General features: G+C 64.4%; 11 protein-coding genes, 1 pseudogene and 1 CRISPR repeat array (1 of these 13 only partly in view). Of the genes and pseudogenes, 6 read left to right on the top strand and 6 right to left on the bottom strand.

Translation table 11 applies throughout. The features are described from left to right. Positions 1–45 precede the first annotated feature (45 nt). Genes ABZV58_RS28585 through ABZV58_RS28575 form a run of 3 tightly spaced genes read left to right on the top strand, consistent with a single transcriptional unit; the run spans position 46 to position 4059 of the window. Positions 46–1206: a hypothetical protein gene (locus ABZV58_RS28585; protein WP_355003272.1), complete on the top strand. Its 1161-nt coding sequence runs from the start codon at positions 46–48 to the stop codon at positions 1204–1206. Next, positions 1203–2729: a hypothetical protein gene (locus tag ABZV58_RS28580; protein ID WP_355003271.1), complete on the top strand. Its 1527-nt coding sequence runs from the start codon at positions 1203–1205 to the stop codon at positions 2727–2729. Before ABZV58_RS28585 ends, ABZV58_RS28580 begins: the two co-directional genes overlap by 4 nt. Beyond that, the gene (locus tag ABZV58_RS28575; RefSeq protein WP_355003270.1) at positions 2719–4059 is read left to right on the top strand and encodes an AAA domain-containing protein; all 1341 of its coding nucleotides are present in this window, start codon (positions 2719–2721) and stop codon (positions 4057–4059) included. The genes ABZV58_RS28580 and ABZV58_RS28575 overlap by 11 nt, the downstream gene beginning before the upstream one ends. Before the next feature lie 1071 nt (positions 4060–5130). Here the strand turns inward: ABZV58_RS28575 and cas7c are convergent. From cas7c to ABZV58_RS28550, 5 genes are all read right to left on the bottom strand, one after another. After that, positions 5131–6021, bottom strand: coding sequence for a type I-C CRISPR-associated protein Cas7/Csd2 (cas7c, locus tag ABZV58_RS28570; protein WP_355003269.1), 891 nt, complete (start codon positions 6019–6021; stop codon positions 5131–5133). Between the two features lie 35 nt (positions 6022–6056). Continuing rightward, complete coding sequence (gene cas8c, locus ABZV58_RS28565) at positions 6057–7874, bottom strand: type I-C CRISPR-associated protein Cas8c/Csd1 (RefSeq protein WP_355003268.1); 1818 nt, start codon at positions 7872–7874, stop codon at positions 6057–6059. Continuing rightward, the gene (cas5c, locus tag ABZV58_RS28560; RefSeq protein WP_355003267.1) at positions 7868–8566 is read right to left on the bottom strand and encodes a type I-C CRISPR-associated protein Cas5c; all 699 of its coding nucleotides are present in this window, start codon (positions 8564–8566) and stop codon (positions 7868–7870) included. The genes cas8c and cas5c overlap by 7 nt, the downstream gene beginning before the upstream one ends. 29 nt (positions 8567–8595) lie before the next feature. After that, on the bottom strand, positions 8596–10803 hold the full coding sequence (cas3, locus tag ABZV58_RS28555) for a CRISPR-associated helicase Cas3' (protein WP_355003266.1): 2208 nt from the start codon (positions 10801–10803) through the stop codon (positions 8596–8598). Between the two features lie 1102 nt (positions 10804–11905). After that, a complete protein-coding gene (locus ABZV58_RS28550) occupies positions 11906–12457 on the bottom strand; it encodes a GNAT family protein (RefSeq protein ID WP_355003265.1) in 552 nt (183 codons plus the stop codon). 541 nt (positions 12458–12998) lie between these two features. On the opposite strand from ABZV58_RS28550, the gene ABZV58_RS28545 reads away from it, so the two are divergent. The 3 genes and pseudogenes from ABZV58_RS28545 (at position 12999) to ABZV58_RS28535 (ending at position 15349) form a co-directional block, all read left to right on the top strand. After that, positions 12999–14033: a pentapeptide repeat-containing protein gene (locus ABZV58_RS28545; RefSeq protein WP_355003264.1), complete on the top strand. Its 1035-nt coding sequence runs from the start codon at positions 12999–13001 to the stop codon at positions 14031–14033. A gap of 110 nt (positions 14034–14143) precedes the next feature. Continuing rightward, positions 14144–14290: pseudogene (locus ABZV58_RS28540) on the top strand (helix-turn-helix transcriptional regulator); the annotation flags it as partial. Positions 14291–14374: 84 nt separating this feature from the next. Then, positions 14375–15349 carry a hypothetical protein gene (locus tag ABZV58_RS28535; protein ID WP_355003467.1) on the top strand — a complete coding sequence of 325 codons (975 nt, stop codon included), beginning with the start codon at positions 14375–14377 and terminating at the stop codon, positions 15347–15349. 390 nt (positions 15350–15739) lie between these two features. Here ABZV58_RS28535 and ABZV58_RS28530 read toward each other — a convergent pair whose 3' ends face one another. Continuing rightward, positions 15740–16009 (bottom strand): hypothetical protein, encoded by a 270-nt coding sequence (locus tag ABZV58_RS28530; RefSeq protein ID WP_355003263.1) that lies wholly within the window; start codon positions 16007–16009, stop codon positions 15740–15742. Between the two features lie 49 nt (positions 16010–16058). Next, a CRISPR array of direct repeats spans positions 16059–17417; the repeat unit is 37 nt; unit sequence GTTGAGATTCTCGCCGGACCCGGAGGTCCGGCGCTGC (it continues 121 nt past the right edge of the window).

Below are 17417 nucleotides of genomic sequence, written 5' to 3'. Positions count from 1 at the left end.
CCCGTTAGGCCCCTCCAGTCCCCCTCCTCAAGGAATCACACTGCCGTGAAGGTAGCTCCCGACCCCCGATTGGACGCGTTGCGTGGGTCTGCACCGCGTCTGAATTACAACGCTCGGTCACTGGCCGCGCTCGAAAACAATCCGCGCTGCACCTTGAGGGCGGTCCTGGATGCCTCCGGCTCCAACAAGACCGCCATCGCCGCCCATACCGGATACCCTACTCAGTTCGGCCAGTCCATCTTCGCTATCACGCGAGGGAACAACTTCGAGAAGATGGTGAAGGCCAACGGATGCGCCGAACTGCTGCGCGTACTCCGAGAGGTCCTCGAACTCCCGATTCCAGAAGTCGGATACCGGGATCTCAACGATGTCGGCGGCGCCAGTGGGCTCTCGGTCCGCTACACCGAGACCGAGAAGCTACTGCTGGCAGCCGCCCGAGGCGATGCAGACGGCACTCTCTACGACCACCCACTGCTGCGGTTGGAGGTCGGTGGCCAGCCCGTATTCCTCGAGCCTGACCTCGTGGCGTTCAAGTTCGGCGCCCAGTTCTACGTGGTGGAGATCAAAAGCTTCCCGATCGTCGACGGGCAGGCGGACACAGCACTGGTGAAGTCGGCGACAACCCAGGCATGCGCGTACATCCTCGCGCTACGCACCATGCTCGCCGCTGCCGGCATCAGCAACCCCGACGAAATCGTGTCCGACAAGATTGTGCTGATCGGACCCAAAAACTTCACTAACCGCCCGACCGGGGCCTTCGTCGACGCGCGCAACCAGGTGAAGAACCTCGCCCGCCAGCTGGCCCGCATCGAACGCATCGGCAACCAACTCGACCTGCTGCCCGAAGACCTGACCTTCGACCTCGCCGAGGACAAGGACGGACGCCCGCAGCGCCCCCGAGACGAACTGCTGGATGCGCTCGACACCGTGCCAGCCGCATACCGTCCCGACTGTCTCAATCACTGCGAGATGGCCTTCTTCTGCCGCTCACGCGCACGGGCCGCCGGATCCCTTGATGTGATCGGGTCGACCGTCACCGAGCCCCTCGGCGGCATCGACACCATGACCATGGCCCTCGGGCTCGCCCGCGGCGAACTCGAGCCGAACCAGGAGCAAATCGAGATGGCAGTCGCTCTGCGCCACGCCGCACGGCTGCGAGCTGAACTGGTCGACACCAGCAGCACATCGATGAGGAGCGCGCGGTGAGTAAGGTTTCGGCCCTGGCGCGCCTGGAAGCACTGGAGTCCATGAAAGCGCTGCCCATCACGCAGTTTCGGCACCGACGGCTCTCGGACAAGCCACTGGTCGTGATCCCACTCGTGATGGCTGGCGAAGCCGGCTCTCCACTCGCGGTGATGATAGGCCAGACCAAACGGTCACCACGACTGATCATCGTGGGTCAGCCACGAAATCCTGATCAGCGTTTCGTTTTCGCCGCGGAACTCGGCGACGTCGTGATGGACTACATCAACGACCACCGGCTGAACCGCCGGGAAATTCATTCTCGAAGCGGCGAGTCGCGATCCCGATTCACCGGAGCCCCGCAGGTTCTCGTGCCCAACCGCGGTGGCATCAAAGCACTCGTAGATCTGGGCCGTACCTGCCGCTTCCGTAAGACAACCGGCGACTTCCCGGTCTCTGCTGTCGTCCCCGAGTTGGGTAGGTGGCTCACATTCCTTACCGACTCGGCGGAGCAGGCCGGAACCTCGATGCTGCTGGCCCTCACCGATCTGCTCACCGAACACTGGGCGACGGGCCAGAGCACCCTCGAAGACCAAAATCTGGCTTCCGTCATGGCCTGGATTGCCCCACCAACCGGTGTAAGCGTCGAGCAGGCGCTCTTGGACGCCGAGAACCCGGTCATCTGGCCGCCCGCCGGACCCTCGACATCACCGGAGTTCGACAATCAGCAGTTGCACTCGGCGATCAAGGGATTCGACGCCGCTCGGGAATCCGGCGACACGGCGGCCTTCAATGCCGCCCAGCAGGAGCTCCGCGACCTCATCGGCGACCAGATCAAGCCGACCTGGCGAATGATGTGGGACGCGATCGCCCTACTGCACGGCGTCCCCGAGGCACCTAGCGCAGCAAAACGTTTCGACGCGGACTGCGCGTCGTTCACGGACTTCTCCGACTATCAGGAGACTGGTGCCGCGCTGCCCCAGCGGGCGCGAGACGACGCAGTCGGCGCCGCGAGACGACTCAGTCGCCTGGAACGCTCCATCGAAGCCTTTGAAGCCGACATGGCCTTCGATGACCCCTTCGTACTTGCCGACCGACGCAGCATCGGCGAAGCGTTTGCCGGCACCGTTGAAGCCGTGGAACCCGACCGGGTCGTTACCAGTGACAAGAACCGTCCGATATTGAGACCGCTCATCGCTATCCGAACCCTCGACCCCACCAGGCTCGCAGATGGAACCCAGCTGATCAGCCCCACGATGCCAGTCGGCCACAAGGCCAAGATCGTCGGAACAGTGCTCGACGAAGACTCGACCCTCGTCACTGTAGAAGTCGTTGGCGGCATGGGCCGTCCAGGAAAACCGACCATCGGATCGATCCCCGAACTCGGTCAGATTGTCGCCTACCTACCGGATCCGGGCTGGCGGGCCACGCCTACCTTCCCCGCCAGCGGGACAATGCCATGGACACATACCGACACAACGGCAGCAGACCTTGACATCTCAACTTCCGCCACAGCAAGCACAGAGGAGTGGGGCGATGAGGACTAACAGCCCGCTCATCCTCGACCCCGCCGCGCGAGCTGCGGCAGTCACCGACAAGATCTTGACCGACCTCGCCAGCTCCGGCAACCGAGCAATCGTCGTCGACTCACCGCCCGGAGCAGGGAAGAGCACTCTCGTAGTTCGCGCTGCGGGCAACCTCGTCGCAGGCGACGAACGCCCAATGATCGTTGCCCAGACCAACAATCAGGTCGACGACCTCATCCTTCGTCTGGCGCGCGAACACCCCGACATCCCGATCGGCAGACTCAGCGGCGGCGACTACCGGCCTTCGCCGGTGGTCGCCGACGCCTGCACCGTCGAGACGAACATCGCTGCCTTGGCCGCATGTCAGATCGTCGTCGGTACATCCGCAAAGTGGGCCTTGGATCGCGACAGCCAATTCAGGTGGGCGATCCTGGACGAGGCGTATCAGATGCGCTCCGACAAGCTCCTGCAGATCGTCGAACGATTCGATCGGGGACTGTTCGTCGGCGACCCCGGCCAACTCGATCCCTTCACGGTGGCAGAGACAGAACGGTGGACGGGCCTTCCTCACGACCCGACCAAGAACGGCGTCAGCGTAATGCTGCAGCACAACCCACACACCCCGGTACACGAGCTGCCAGTCTCCTGGCGCCTTCCAGCTTCGGCTGCGCCCACAATCCAGGAAGCCTTCTACCCGCTCTCCGAATTCACCTCCGGCACAGAAGAGGGCACGCGAACCTTACAATTCCGGACTATGGGCTTCGGCTCGACAGCTCTCGACGAGACACTCGAAATGGCCGCCACAACCGGATGGGCACTGCACGAACTCCCCCGTCGACATGTCCCCCGAACAGACGCCGAGACCATCCAAACTGCAGCAGACCTCGCAGCCAGACTGCTTGACCGAGGCGCCATCGGCTTCTGCGAACACCACCCCGACGGTCGTGAGCTGCAGGCCAGCGACATCGCGATCGGAGTGGCTCACCGCGACCAAGCCGACCTCGCCCGGGTCGCGCTCACCCGAACAGGTAACCCCGCAGCGAGTGAAATCACCGTCGACAACGCCAACAGACTCCAGGGACGCGAATACGAAGTCGTCATCGTGATGCACCCGCTATCAGGCCGACGCGACGCAAGCTCGTTCCACCTCGAAGCTGGCCGACTCTGCGTTCTCACCTCACGGCACCGCCAGGCTTGCATCGTTGTCGCCAGAGCGGGCATCACGGACCTGCTGGACAGCCACCCATCAACCGAGCCCATCCATCTGTCAGTCCCGGCCAAATTTCCCGATGGCTGGCAAGCGAACCAAGTTGTAATGGCCCACCTCACCCAGCATCGCGTTGGAGCCTGACACGTAGGGTAAGGTCAGCGGGTTGAGATTCACGCTGGACCCGGAGGTCCAGCGCTGCACGTGATCAGGGAGGTCCGTCACCGAAGTTGTTGTGGCACAGGACTATCCCCGGCAGGACTGGCTGGGTCAGCCGCACTGTGCGCCGTCATCGGCTAGACCCTCCTGACGCGTGCGAAGAGTCGTGCCATTCTCCCACCCCGACCTGTGGCATCACCCGGGAACGGCCGATGTTCCAACGATGCGCTACTGCATCGGCAGTTCCGTGTGACGTCGGCAGGTTCGGCTAGCTATTGCGATTCTTGCCGAGCCCGAAGGCTCGGCGCTGGGCGGGAGACGGTGTGGCGAGGTCGATTCCGCTCGCGTTGAGATTCTCGCCGAGCCCGGAGGCTCGGCGCTGCCTGCTGAGCGAGGTAGGCGTACGGGTCGCGGGGTCGGTCGTTGAGATTCTCGCCGAGCCCGGAGGCTCGGCGCCTGCGACCGCGTACGGCACCGCCTACGACGCGCGTCGAGGTGTTGAGATTCTCGCCCAGCCAGGAGGCTTGGCGCTGCACCGGCGCGTACTCACCAGACTGCGTCAATACTGGGCTATTGAGATTCTCGGGGACCCGGACCCGGACGCTGCGCCGACTTCGTCGCCCAATACATCTTTCCCCGCAGGTTGAGATTCTCCCCGGTCCGGGAGGCCCGGCGCTGCTCTGAGGTGAGCAGTTCGGCGGTGTAGTAGGTCGTGTTGAGATTTTCGCCGGACCGGGGAAAGTCCGGCGCTGCTCTCCCCACCCACATCACCAGGACCGTGGACGGCGTTGAGATTCTCGCCGGACCCGGAAGTCCAGCGCTGCTAGTGCGGGCCGATCAACTCCGAGCGGTCACGCAGGTTGCGATTTTCGCCGGGCCCGAAGGTCTGGCGTCGCGTTCAGGTTCCTGAGCGCCTCATGTGGTTCATCGATATTGAGATTCTCGCCCGACCTGACAATCCGGCGCTGCCCGAGGGGTGCGCGTTGTCCATCTCGTCGAGGTGGGTGAGATTCTCGCCGAACGTTGCGACTCGGCGCTGAGGCGAAGTCGCCCATCTTATCCGACGATTTTGGTGAGGGTGACCGTGTCGGGGATGGCTGTTTCGTTGATGGTGATGGTGTAGTCGGTGAAGGCGCGGATTGGTGTGGTGGGTGGTTGTTTCGTATCGGGGGTGACGATGATCGTGTCGGTGAGGGTGTGTGCGGGGGCGCTGCCGTAGGCGTCGGGGTGGGTGAAGACGTAGAGGCCGCGCAGGGCCATTTCGGCGCGGGCGGCGGCGCGGTCGTGTTCGAACATCAGGGTGAAGCTGCGCCACAGCAGTGCCAGGTCTTCGGAGGTGACGCCGGTCCGGTTGGCCAGTGGGGCGCTGTAGTGGCCGACGCCACGGTAGAGGCCGTAGGGGATGGTGTGCTTGCTGCCCATTTCGGTTTCTTTGTCGGCGTCTTCGCGGGTGCGAGTGACGCGGGTGATTCCGTGTTCTTGGGTCAGTACGGGGTGGATGCTTCTGGAGAATCCGAGTTGCAGCGGTCCTTGGACGCGGCCCGCGGTTTTGGCGGCTTTGCCGTTGTCGCCTTTACCTGTGGACATGACAGCGCCGAACATGCGGACGTCGTAGAAAGTTTCACACATCCAGCGTTGCGCGCGTGACACGGAGTCCTTGCCGCTGTCGAGTTTCAGTTCTGTGTAGGCACGTTCATGCTGGGAGTTGAGGGATACACCCGCTTGGACGTAGATGTCGGTGCCGGGTTTGCCTTCGCCGAGCAGGCTGACCATGTTGCGAATCTTGCGTTTGATCGCGACGTCGGTGACCAGCCCCTGCATGGTTTCGGGGTCGGTGCGTGGCATCCCCGCGGCGTCGGGGTCTCCGTTGGGGTTGCCGTCGGTGATGTCGAACAGGAACACGAAGTCGTGTTTGCGGGTCGGGTCCAGGTGAACGGGATCGGTCATGTGGCGGCTCCTTTGTGGGAATTAAGTTGATGTGGTCAGCAGGTGAGCGCGGCGGCCGCGTTCTCCTTGTCGCTTCTGGCTTCTCGCATGGCGGCGAGGTCAGCGGCACGTTGATGGTCGTAGCCGAAGATGAATTGGGTTTGACCGAGGTTGTCGAGGTGTTCGGGCATGCCATCGGCGCGGTCGAGCAGTGCGGTGAGTTGCACTAGTTTCCGGTCCAGTGCGATGCCGGCGGGTTTAGTGCTGTCTTTGCCGGTGAGCTTCTTGAGGTGGCTGTTGGCGTTGGAGCGCAGCCGCCGCATGGTGGTTGCGGGTTGGGTCATCGCGACGGTGAAGTAGCGGTCGCGGATGGTGGTGTTGATGTCAGGGATCGCGGTGCGTTGGATTGTTTCCAGGACCGCGAACATGCGGCCCCACACATAGGCCGGGTCGGTCGCGGTCTCGTCGAGACCGGGCATGATCGTCTCCTTTTCGGGGGAATGCCTATAGGGCGGGCGGTTCACGCACAGGCGCAGCGTCGCGACGCGGGCAAGGTCTACGTGGTGGTCGTTGCGGATGCGGTGGAGCAGTCCGGCCATCAGATGTGGTGGCGGCGCGCCTCCGTGCAGTGCGCACCGGAGGAGGTCTTTCTCGATGCCGTGGGCGGCGCTACCGGCGACGTAGCGTTTGCGGTGCCGGTCCCAGCGGCCGCTGGCCTGCACCATGGCCCACAACGGGACGTAGTGCAGACCGTCTTCCCACGGCTGGGTGGATTGGTGATCGCGGAACCAGTCCGCTAGACGCTGTTTGATCCGCCTGACCGGGACGTCGATCCAGTCTCGAACGATGACCCGGCTCTGGTTGGCCGACAGCGTGAGCGCATAGAACTGGTTGGCGCTGTCGAGTTCGTCTTGCTCGTCTGCCTCCGAGTCGTGTTGGTTTCCGGCAGGGCGGGGTCGGCCGATGTGGGGTTGGCGGAGCAGTTTCTCCACCGCTTCGCGGTTGGGTGTATCCAGGTCCATCCAGCTGGTATCCGCGGGTACGCGAAGCCACCACGTGAACACGGTGTCCTCACCACGGCGACGCTGGTCCGGGTCGGCCAAGAGGTCATTGAGCGCAGTCATGACGGTGGCGCCACAGTCCTCACACACGGGAGTGTTGACCAACTGGACAGCCCCCATCCGCCCTTGGGCCGCCGTGTTGATCGAGACGAGTGCGGCGTCGCGGCCTTGCTTGGGGCGGCCGTGGCTGTCGACGCCGACCGGGATGAGGCGGCCCTTCACCATGTCCGGAATGGTTTTCAACAAGGGCCCGGCCGTGCCGCAGGACAGACACAGCCCTTCAGCGCCGCTGCTCTTGCGGGCTCGTGCGACCTGTACCCAGAATGCAATCGCCGAGGGCCGTTGATGGGCCCACGCGCCATCGATCATGACACCCACGAGGTCGGACACGGACAGTTCTGCTTCGGTGGCATCATCGAGGTGGTTGAGCAGCTTCAAATGGCCTTCATCACTGAAAAATTCGCTCACCTGACGTGCGACCGGGTCGCTGCTTGATTCAGCCCACTGCTGCAACAGCGCGAGGTAGTCGTCATTGCGCGTTTGCGCGGTGGTGTGGGCTTTGTCGCTGTCGTCTTTGGCGATGCCGAAGACATACTCGGCGGTGTCCACGAGCAGCATCGGTGGCGGCTTCTGCCCCGCCCGCACCAGATACGGTACTGAGATCAGTGAGCCGGCTCTGTGATCGCCGGTGCGGCGGTCGAGCAGGCTCGCTGTGCCAGCGGTGTCGATCGAGATCACCCACCGCACTGCACGGTCGCGGTGGTAGTGGGGGCGGTTGCCGCTGCCGCGGGCGGCGAGTTGGGTGATCAGCACGACGCCTGCCGCTGGTGTGCACGCCGATGCTGGCTACGGCCCGGCGTGGGTGGCGCTGCGGTGGGCAACTCGAGCCCTCGCGGCGGGATGTGAAGTGTGCCGTTGTCGAGTCTGGCGAGAAACCATTCGTAGGTTTCGCCCCCAGTCTCACCATAGACGATGGTGTGCAGCATGACACCGAGGTCCTTGTTGGCGTCCTGTCCATGGATCGGTCGTTCTTGGCTGGGATTGCCGAATTCTGCGGTGAATTCTCGGCACCCCAAAAACGGTTGGGTGAAGCATGCTCCCCTGTTGACCCGGCGTCGGAACTGCTCGCGATACTTCACCTCGGTGCCGTGGGTGTCGGGCAGCAGCTCTATCTGGGCGTAGATGCGGTAGGCGACATCACGCAGCGCGACCGTATTGCGTTGGTCACGATCGGCTTCGGCCTCGTAGCGCAGGCTCTGGTCTACCATCGCCCGACGTACCCAGTCCTCGGTGGTCATCGACTTGACCTCGTTGCGTCGGATCGAGAACCAGCGAATCGGTCTCAGCACGTCGATCTTCTCGATTCGGTACTCAAAGCCCGGTTTCCAGAAGATTGCCTTGAGCACCCCCTGGGCAGCCGAGGGGGTCATCACCTCGTAGCTGAACCGTTCTGCCTTCAATTCCGGTCTGGTGAAGCACGCGTACTCACCGCGTACTTCGACCACCAGCGGTGGATACAGACGTCTCGGCGTAGTCAAAATATGAAATCTCCTGTGCCATAGTCGATTCCTCGGTCACGGTGATAGTCACCGAGCCATTCGTACAGATCCCCCACCAACACTCTTGTGAGTCCGTCGGCCACCGCACGCGCGGCGAGGCGCCGCGGAAGACTTGCCGTGTACGGCTGCAAGCGTCGATACACCGACGGGTCCACCGGCCCCTCGGCGAGGAGTTCCTCCAGCAGCTCTCGACGTTCGGCCGGGTCGCCGTAGGGAACGACGACCGATACCGTGCGTTCCTCGATCATCGTGAACAGCTCGGCGACCTTGGTGAAGTTGAACTCGCGACGCAGCTGCCTGATTCTCACTGCAGTAGTTGAGTTTTCGATCCCGTCGACGGCATACCGTGTCTTGTAGTAGCGGCTCATAGCGTCGAGCTGGTCCAGCTCGCGGCCCGGGCCGAATTGCGTTCGGGTGATATCCAGTGCTGAGCCATAGATCAGTTGCGCTGCCCGGATGTCGCCGTCGGCAGGTTCGAAAACCACAACTCTGCCTTCGGATCTGACTCCGTGGCGATTACAGCGCCCTGCGGCTTGCAGCAATGCCTCCGCGGGCGCCAGTGCGCGGTACACGACCGGGAAGTCCACATCCACTCCCGCTTCGACCAACTGCGTGCTGACCACCGCCACCGCTCGCCCGAGCCGAAGTCGAAGATTGATTCGCTTCAACACCTTGCGTCGATGCGCACCCGCCATGCGTGTCGACAGATGCAGCACTGGTCCGCCGCATCCCCGCACAGCGCTCAGTTCCCGGTGCAGTCGGGCAGCGTCGCGAGTGGTATTGACGATCAGCAACACTTGGCGCAGATCAGCGGATTCCTCCGCGATCTCGGCGAACGACGGCTTCGGGCGACAGCGCCACTCGAATCGCACCCGGCGAAGTTCATCGAAAAGTTGCTGCGGCTCGGTGATCAACGGCGCCGCTGGCACGTCCCGGAAGATGTCGAGTGCGAAGTACTCCGGCTGCGTCGCCGAAGCCAACACCACACTGGTGTCGAAGCACTCGACCAGATGCCGCAGGACCGTCAGAATCGGCATCAGCATCGCATCCGGAAGAGCCTGCACCTCGTCCAACACGATCACCGCGCCCGCCAGACGGTGCAGTTTCCGCATCGCCGCCGGACGGCAGTCGAACAGAGACTCGAACAACTGCACCGTTGTGGTCACCACCACGGGAGCGTCCCAATTCTCGACCGCCAGACGATGCTGTCGTCGCCGATCATCGGCCATACCGTCGACGTCCACGCTCGAGTGGTGTTCAAGCACATTCTCCGCGCCGAACAAGCTCCGATAGACCTTCGCGTTCTGCTCGGTGATCGACGTGAGCGGGACCGCGACGATCATCCGCCGCAGACCACGTCGTCGCGCGTGGTACACGCCGAAACCAGCCGCCGCGATCGTCTTACCTGCACCGGTGGGCGCCGCGAAGGGGTAGATCCCCGGCTCCCCCGCCCCTGACCCGGCCGCCACCGCCTGCGCATACACCCGTGCCCGAACCTCATCAACCGGCGACGATCCCCATTGCCGGAGCTGCTCGGCTAGATAGCGACTACGATTCGCTTCGAACGACTCCACCAGCGACGACAACGGCTGCACCTCCACCGGCGCCTGACCAGTTCGATGCTCGCGGGTGTCGATAACATCGGCGTCGACGACCGCGCTGAAGACCATACGCACCATCAACTCCACGGCCTCGCCATCAGCGTCGCGAGTCAACCAGTCCGGAAGGACCACCGGCAGTACACCCTCGATCTCTGGAACGAGAGCAACAACATTCCCGACAGCCTCTTTCATCGCAGCCGAATTCGACCGTTCAGCTTGTGTCACTGCATCTTTCAACACCTGCTTATCCCGCAGCCCGCCGTGATGACCCCACACGACCATCGCGAACACACCCAGCTTCGCTTGCCGCGCGGCAAGCCATGTCCCCGCCCGCTTGTGATCGATTCCCCGCCCATCGACGCCAAGGACCCGAGAGTTCGTCGCCTCGGCACGCAGCAATCCCACCTGCCACGCACGAGTCGCCTTCCCTACGTCATGAACCAAGCCCAAATAGAACGCGAGCGCACCCGCACCGAATACCTCAGCGAATGCCCGAGCACGCCCCGCGGTACCACGCAGATGCACCCCCAGCTCATGACGGCGCTGCTGAAAGTTCTTGCTGTGCGCCCAAAATTCCGCCATACCACCCCTGCCGAACCGAAGAGCTCAACGACGCAGCGACCCTACGCCACAGGTCTGACAAACTCTCTGCGATTACGTCGACTCCGGCTCATCAGCTGCCGCCGTTGGCCTCGGATCCGTGCCTGGAATCGCCTACTGCTCAATAACCTCGGCGACACGCTGAGGATCTGTACCTGCGACGGCGGTTCGTGCTGGCTGCGGTGCAGCCTGATACGGGAAGTACCGAAATTGCTGAAGGTCTTGGCTTACACGACGGACTTGCGCTGAACCACAGGTGGGTCACTATCTCACTTCGGCGCGGTCAAGTTGCTCACCAGACCCCACCTCCAGCGCGCCGAGCCGGACCTAGCCTTGAGCGGGTGTCGCAGTCTGGATTCTCTCCAGACCCGGGAATCCGGCGCTGTATACCGTTCAGCGGCTTCGCTCTCCGCGGCCGGGTTGAGGTTCTCGCCGACCCAGGAGACGGCGCTGCTCGATCGCGTGGACCGGTCAGGAAACCCACAAGAGGTTGAGATTCTCGCGGACCCGGAGGTCCGGCGCTGCTTGACGGTGCCGAAGATCGCATCGATCACGATGACGTTGAGATTCTCGCCAGACCCTGAGATCCGGCGCTGCCTTTGGCGGGAAGTACCCCGGCGACGAGGCCTACCTGTTGAGACTCTCGCCGGACCCGGAAGTCCAGCGCTGCCGTGTAATGCTCGGAGATCCACTGTGGCACAGCTGTTGAGATTCGCGCTGACCCCTGAGGTGCGGCGCTGCCTGAAGACCAGCATGGTCGACTTCGCTCAGTCCATGTTGAGCTTCTTGCCGAACCCGAGAGTCCGGCGCGCGCCGCCGTAGTGGGGGCGTACAGCCGTCGGGCTTGTTGAGATTCTCGCCGGACCCAAAAGTCCGGCGCTGCTGCCGCGGGACCGCGCTGGTACGGCCGAAGACCGAATTGAGATTCGCGCCGAACCCGGAGGTCCGGCGCTGCCACCGCCGTGGCGATGAGGTCGCCAACCATCTGGATGTTCAGATTCTCGCCGATACCGAAGGTCCGGCGCTGCACACCCCGGGATATCGGTGCCGATGTACAAGGCACCGTTGAGATTCTCGCCGGAACTCATCGGTGGTCGGAAACGGTGGATGAACGCCGCGCCGCTGGGCCGGGGACCGTGAACGGAACCATGCCCTTCACAGCAGGACCGGACGGCACATAGCCGAGTTTGCGCAGCATCCCAAGGCTCGCCTTGTTCGCGGCGTCGACGGCCCCGCCCAGCGTCACCAGATTCTCAAGCTTCGGATGGTCAAAGAGGGCTTTGAGTGCGGCCGGTCCGATGCCGCCGTGCTGTCGCAGGGGATCGATGACGATGTTCACGCCGCCGTGGAAAGGCGGCATCACCGGCTCGCCTTCCCGTTCAGTCCAACTCGCGCCGGTCACCTGTACGCAGATGAACCCGACCGCCGCACCGGTGACCGCATCGCGCACCATGAAGCGCACATTCCGCCGGGCGATGTACTTGCCAGCGCCCACCTTGGAGCCCGGCGTATCGCCTTCCAACTGGTGCTCCAGTTCGTGGACGTACTCCAACACATCCTTGTCTTTCCACCACTGTTGCAATGTGGGCAGGTCGCTCGGCGTGTATTCGGTGAGCACGATCTCAGGCAAGGTCATGGCCGACAACGTATTCGCTCGTGCCGAGCGGCGCAGTAAGACCGCGAGGTCGGGATCTCCCGGCAATCACCACGCCGCGGACGGCCGCGAGCTGACCTCGACGCCGCAATAGCAATGGATCTCGCGCGACGACTGCGCTTCGGCATGACGGGCCAGGATCGCAGGCGCTTGTCGTCGTCGACCCCGCTGCGGTGCCGGCCATTTTGGCCGCGGTGCGCGGGAGCGTCGCGGTCTTGCGGACGATGTCGTGCTGGTGGCCCTCGGCGAGTGTCAGCGCCAGGGCTAGGGATACCTCCGAGAACCCTGACTCGTCGCTGGATAACGGGTACCTTGGCGGCACACCTCGCGCGACAGGAGACCGGGAATGACAACGGGTGGAAGTCCTTCCGCGCGGCGAGCTCCGGTGGCCGGTCGCGGCCGGTCGCTGCGTCCAGCTGCCTCTGCCGCTCCACCGACAGAGCCAGTGGATCCGCCCCCGTCTACTGCGTCACGGGTGGGCCGGTTTCTGCACTGGCCGGGATGGCCCAAACTCGGTGCCGCCATGACCACCATCGCCACCGTCGTCGTGGCGGCTGGCACCGTGGGTGCTCTCTACTTCACCAACCAGTCCCTGCGGGCAACCAACAATCAGTACGGACTCTCACAGCAGACTGCGGTCACCGATCGCTTCCGCCTGGCCGCCGAGCAGCTGGCCTCGGACAAGATCAACGTCCGGCTCTCGGGTATCTACCTGCTCGAACGCCTCGCCAAGGACTCCCGGAACGATCACGCGACTGTGTTCGCAGTCATTGCGGCATTCGTACGCACCCAGGCACCCGCAACCGACTGCCCAACTCCACCTGCTGCGAGGCCAGTGGATATCGAAGCTGCGCTGACCGTCATCAGCCGCCGGGGCACGAATTTCGAGCGTGTCGAGGACAAGCCAGAACTTCACGAAACCTGCCTCACTCGCGCTGGTCTGTACCAGGCGGACCTGGCCCTCGTGACCCTGAGCGGCGCGAACTTAGCTCATGCGAACCTAACTCGTGCGCAGTTGTACCGAGCCAACTTCTCCCATGCGGACTTGAATGACGCGCATCTGCGCAACGCGAACATGAACGAGGCGATCCTGTCCTATGCGAACTTGAAGGGCGCCTACCTGTTCGACGCCAACCTGACCGGGGCGACCGTCAATGGCGCAGACCTGACTGGTGCGTATCTGCTTGGTGCAGATCTGACCGGTGCGAAGCTGAATAGCGCGAACCTGCACGTTGCGAGCCTGGCAAGGGCGAAACTAAGCGGGGCGGACCTCGGCGAGGCAAACGTGCACCGGGCGAGTCTGAGAGACACGGACCTGAACGACGCAGATCTGATTCTTGCGGACCTGAGCAGCGCGAACCTGACTGGGGCGAGCCTGATCGGCGCGGATTTGTTCCGCGCGACGCTGACCAACGCGAACCTCACCGGGGCGAATCTCACCGGGGCGGCACTGGATGGTGCGAACCTGACCGGCGCGAACCTCACCGGGGCGAACCTGACCGGGATTTCGTACAACTCTGAAACCCGATGGCCTGAAGGCTTTGCGCCACCTCGATGACGAGGTCAAGCCTCCGAAAAGCTCCAAAACGTCAGGCCATTTCGGCCGCCTCGGTCGCCCTCGCTGCAGTACCACGCCGTGGACGACCGCGAGGCTGACGCCGTCGGAAGATGGCGACACCGGACCCGGCGATGGTCGGTGCGCGGCTGCCAGCAGCACGGGAAGCGGCGGGAATGTCTCTGGATGCGGTGGCGGCCCGGACCTCGTGGAGTAAGGCCGCGTTGGGGCATTTCGAGACCGGTCGCCGCACTCCGAACGCCGATGTGATCTCCTGCTACCAACGACTGTTCGGACCTGCGATCGACCCGGTAACCTCGATGACCGCTCTTGGGAGGAATGACGTGGACAGACGCTCGTTCCTACGCCGCGCCGCCTACTCCGCCGCGACCAGCGCCAGCGCCCTGGCGCTGCCAGGCGAACCGGTCCAGCGCCTCGTCGCCACCGACCGCTCCCGCATGGTCGGCATCGGCGAGGTCCAAGCGCTGCGGCAGGTCATCGATGCGTTCGCGCGCCTGGATGAACACCGCGGAGGCGGTGTCGGCCGTACCGCGGTCGCCGAACTGCTGGCCACCGACGTCGCCGACATGCTCCGCGCCCGCCACTCGACAACGGTTGTACGCGCGCAGGCGTTCTCCGCTGCGGCCGAGCTCGCCTACCTCGCCGGATTCAAAACCCACGACGCCGCCCACCACGGGCTGGCGCAACGCTACTACCTGACCGCGCTGGACCTAGCCACCGAATCCGGGATACCCGGCCACGACGGATGGGTGTTCCGGATCCTCGCACTCCAAGGCGCCGACCTCGGACAACGCCGGTTCTGTGTCGACCTGGCCGAAGAAGCCCTCCGCCGCGCACGCGGCAAGGTCGACATCGCCACCGAGGCCGGGTTCACCGTGGCGCTCGCACGCTGCCACGCCGAAACCGGCCGCCATGCCGATGCCCGTGCCGCTCTCGTCGCGACCGAACCCGGAATCCACACCGACCAGGTGTCCGCGGCTCCCTCCTGGTGCGCGTGGTGGTGCGGTGACAAAGCCACCACGCACAACCAGACAGCGAAAGCCTTCCGCGCCCTCGGTGAATGGCGCGAAGCCGAGACCCACCACCTCCAAGCCGCCTCGTACTGGGACCCCGCCCAGCACCGGCGGGTCTGGGGTCGAACCATCGCCGACGTCGGTGTCGCGCGCTGGGAATACGGTGACCACGCCGGAGCAACGGACGCCTGGACCACCGCGGTGCCGATCCTGAAATCGCTGCAATCGACCCGCGCCGACGACGCACTCAACCGCATCCGCCGCGGAGCACCCGAACTGGTGTAGCCCACCACCCCTTCGGCGCCGGTCGGTGCACAACAAGGGTTCGCTGTCGCTGAAAGCGGCAGCGGGATCTCTGGATTCGACGCCCGGGTTCGGTCAGGTGAGCCAGTCGGTTGCGGCAGGTCAACCGCGGCACTGTAGCGATCTGCGTGCCACAGTCCGGGCAGGTGCGGATCTCGGTTCTTCCGCCCTCGGACATCCTGCCCGACGGGAGGTCGACGTGTTGGCAGTCGCAGCCGGAGCAGGGCATGCAGGCCGGCCAGCAGACCATCTGGCCGTAGGAGTTGTTGTCGCTCATCATTATTCGCTCCGCACGGGCTCTGCGAGCTCGCCACCCTGGCCGCCGGGTTGCTCAGCGGCTGGTCGTAGGGTTCCAGCGACGAGACGAAGCGGTTATCGGGCAGCGGGATTGCGCACGGGCAGGACCGGAACACCGTGCTCGGCGCCCATCCGGTCTACCCAGCGAATGAACTCAAGCGCCGATCCGGCAAACATCCGGCGGACGCGGTCCTGGATGGCGCGCACGTACTGACCGGGCAGGAAATCGCGCGTGCTGATCTCGACGCAGCCGTAACCGCAAGAGCGTCTGCAGAACTCGGTCTTCTCCGGAAGACCGCAGTAGCCGACGGGGTTCTGCGAAGCGTGGTCCGGGGTAGTCGCCAAACGATTACCCCGGGCGCGGCGGGGAGGCTTCGGACGGATTCCGTTGCGATTTGAGATTCTCGCCGGACCCGGAGGTCCGGCGCTGCACCGTCCGCAGTCTGCCCGCGCGCGGGAACCAGATCGTTGAGATTCTCGCCGGACCCGGAGGTCCGGCGCTGCTCATTCCGCGGTTCATCGCCGCCATGCTGGCCGGAGTTGAGATTCTCGCCGGACCCGTAGGTCCGGCGCTGCGCGGATCGACGACGAGACTTGGCGTGCGGCACGGGTGTTGAGATTCTCGCCGGACCCGGAGGTCCGGCGCTGCCCCGAGACTGGATCGGGAACCTGCATGCTCCCGTTGTTGAGATTCTCGCCGGACCCGGAGGTCCGGCGCTGCGCCGCGGCTCACGGCCGTCACGGATCCAGATGGCCGTTGAGATTCTCGCCGGACCCGGAGGTCCGGCGCTGCCTCGCCTGCGTCTACTGCGACAAACCCTTGGGTGAGTTGAGATTCTCGCCGGACCCGGAGGTCCGGCGCTGCTCCATGATCGGCGTCGCCATCTCGTGGAAGTTCTTGTTGAGATTCTCGCCGGATCCGGAGGTCCGGCGCTGCGACATGCGGCCGCTGGCTCCGTTGGCTCGTCCGAAGTTGAGATTCTCGCCGGACCCGGAGGTCCGGCGCTGCGTGCGAGCGCCATCGTGTCGAACACGCTGCCGATGTTGAGATTCTCGCCGGACCCGGAGGTCCGGCGCTGCGTGACCGAGGAGATCCGCCTGCCCGACGGCTACGCGTTGAGATTCTCGCCGGACCCGGAGGTCCGGCGCTGCGACCGTCGCTGGATACGATCTGACGTTCTCGCCGGTGTTGAGATTCTCGCCGGACCCGGAGGTCCGGCGCTGCCTTGGTGTCTTTTTCCAAGGTGGCGATGACCTTCCAGTTGAGATTCTCGCCGGACCCGGAGGTCCGGCGCTGCGCTCGCGGGGGTCCGTGAGGTCGGGCCGCTCGAAGTTGAGATTCTCGCCGGACCCGGAGGTCCGGCGCTGCCGCCGTGGTCGATGGCGAACGCGGCGAGCCGACGGTGTTGAGATTCTCGCCGGACCCGGAGGTCCGGCGCTGCCCTTCGCGTACGCCTGCAGCTGCGGGACCGTCCACGTTGAGATTCTCGCCGGACCCGGAGGTCCGGCGCTGCCTCGTCCTCGGACAGGCCCGCGTTGCGCAGGTTGTTGAGATTCTCGCCGGACCCGGAGGTCCGGCGCTGCCTCCGCCGGGATCTCCGCGTCGCGATACTCGGTGTCGTTGAGATTCTCGCCGGACCCGGAGGTCCGGCGCTGCGATCCGACCGAGCGTCAGCGCCGACGACAACGAGTGTTGAGATTCTCGCCGGACCCGGAGGTCCGGCGCTGCCTGGACTTGATGTAGTTCTCGAGG

This window comes from Nocardia sp. NPDC004654 (assembly GCF_040609595.1).
GTDB lineage: Bacteria > Actinomycetota > Actinomycetes > Mycobacteriales > Mycobacteriaceae > Nocardia.
The sequence above is the reverse complement of the archived record's forward strand: the minus strand, read 5'-3'. Positions and strand labels throughout refer to the sequence as shown.

Excerpts from the sequence above, each read along its gene's own strand:
- ABZV58_RS28550 (WP_355003265.1), bottom strand. The coding sequence starts at position 12,457 with ATGACCTTGCCTGAGATCGTGCTCACCGAATACACGCCGAGCGACCTG.
- cas7c (WP_355003269.1), bottom strand. The coding sequence starts at position 6,021 with ATGACCGATCCCGTTCACCTGGACCCGACCCGCAAACACGACTTCGTG.
- cas3 (WP_355003266.1), bottom strand. The coding sequence starts at position 10,803 with ATGGCGGAATTTTGGGCGCACAGCAAGAACTTTCAGCAGCGCCGTCAT.
- ABZV58_RS28575 (WP_355003270.1), top strand. The coding sequence starts at position 2,719 with ATGAGGACTAACAGCCCGCTCATCCTCGACCCCGCCGCGCGAGCTGCG.
- ABZV58_RS28545 (WP_355003264.1), top strand. The coding sequence starts at position 12,999 with ATGACCACCATCGCCACCGTCGTCGTGGCGGCTGGCACCGTGGGTGCT.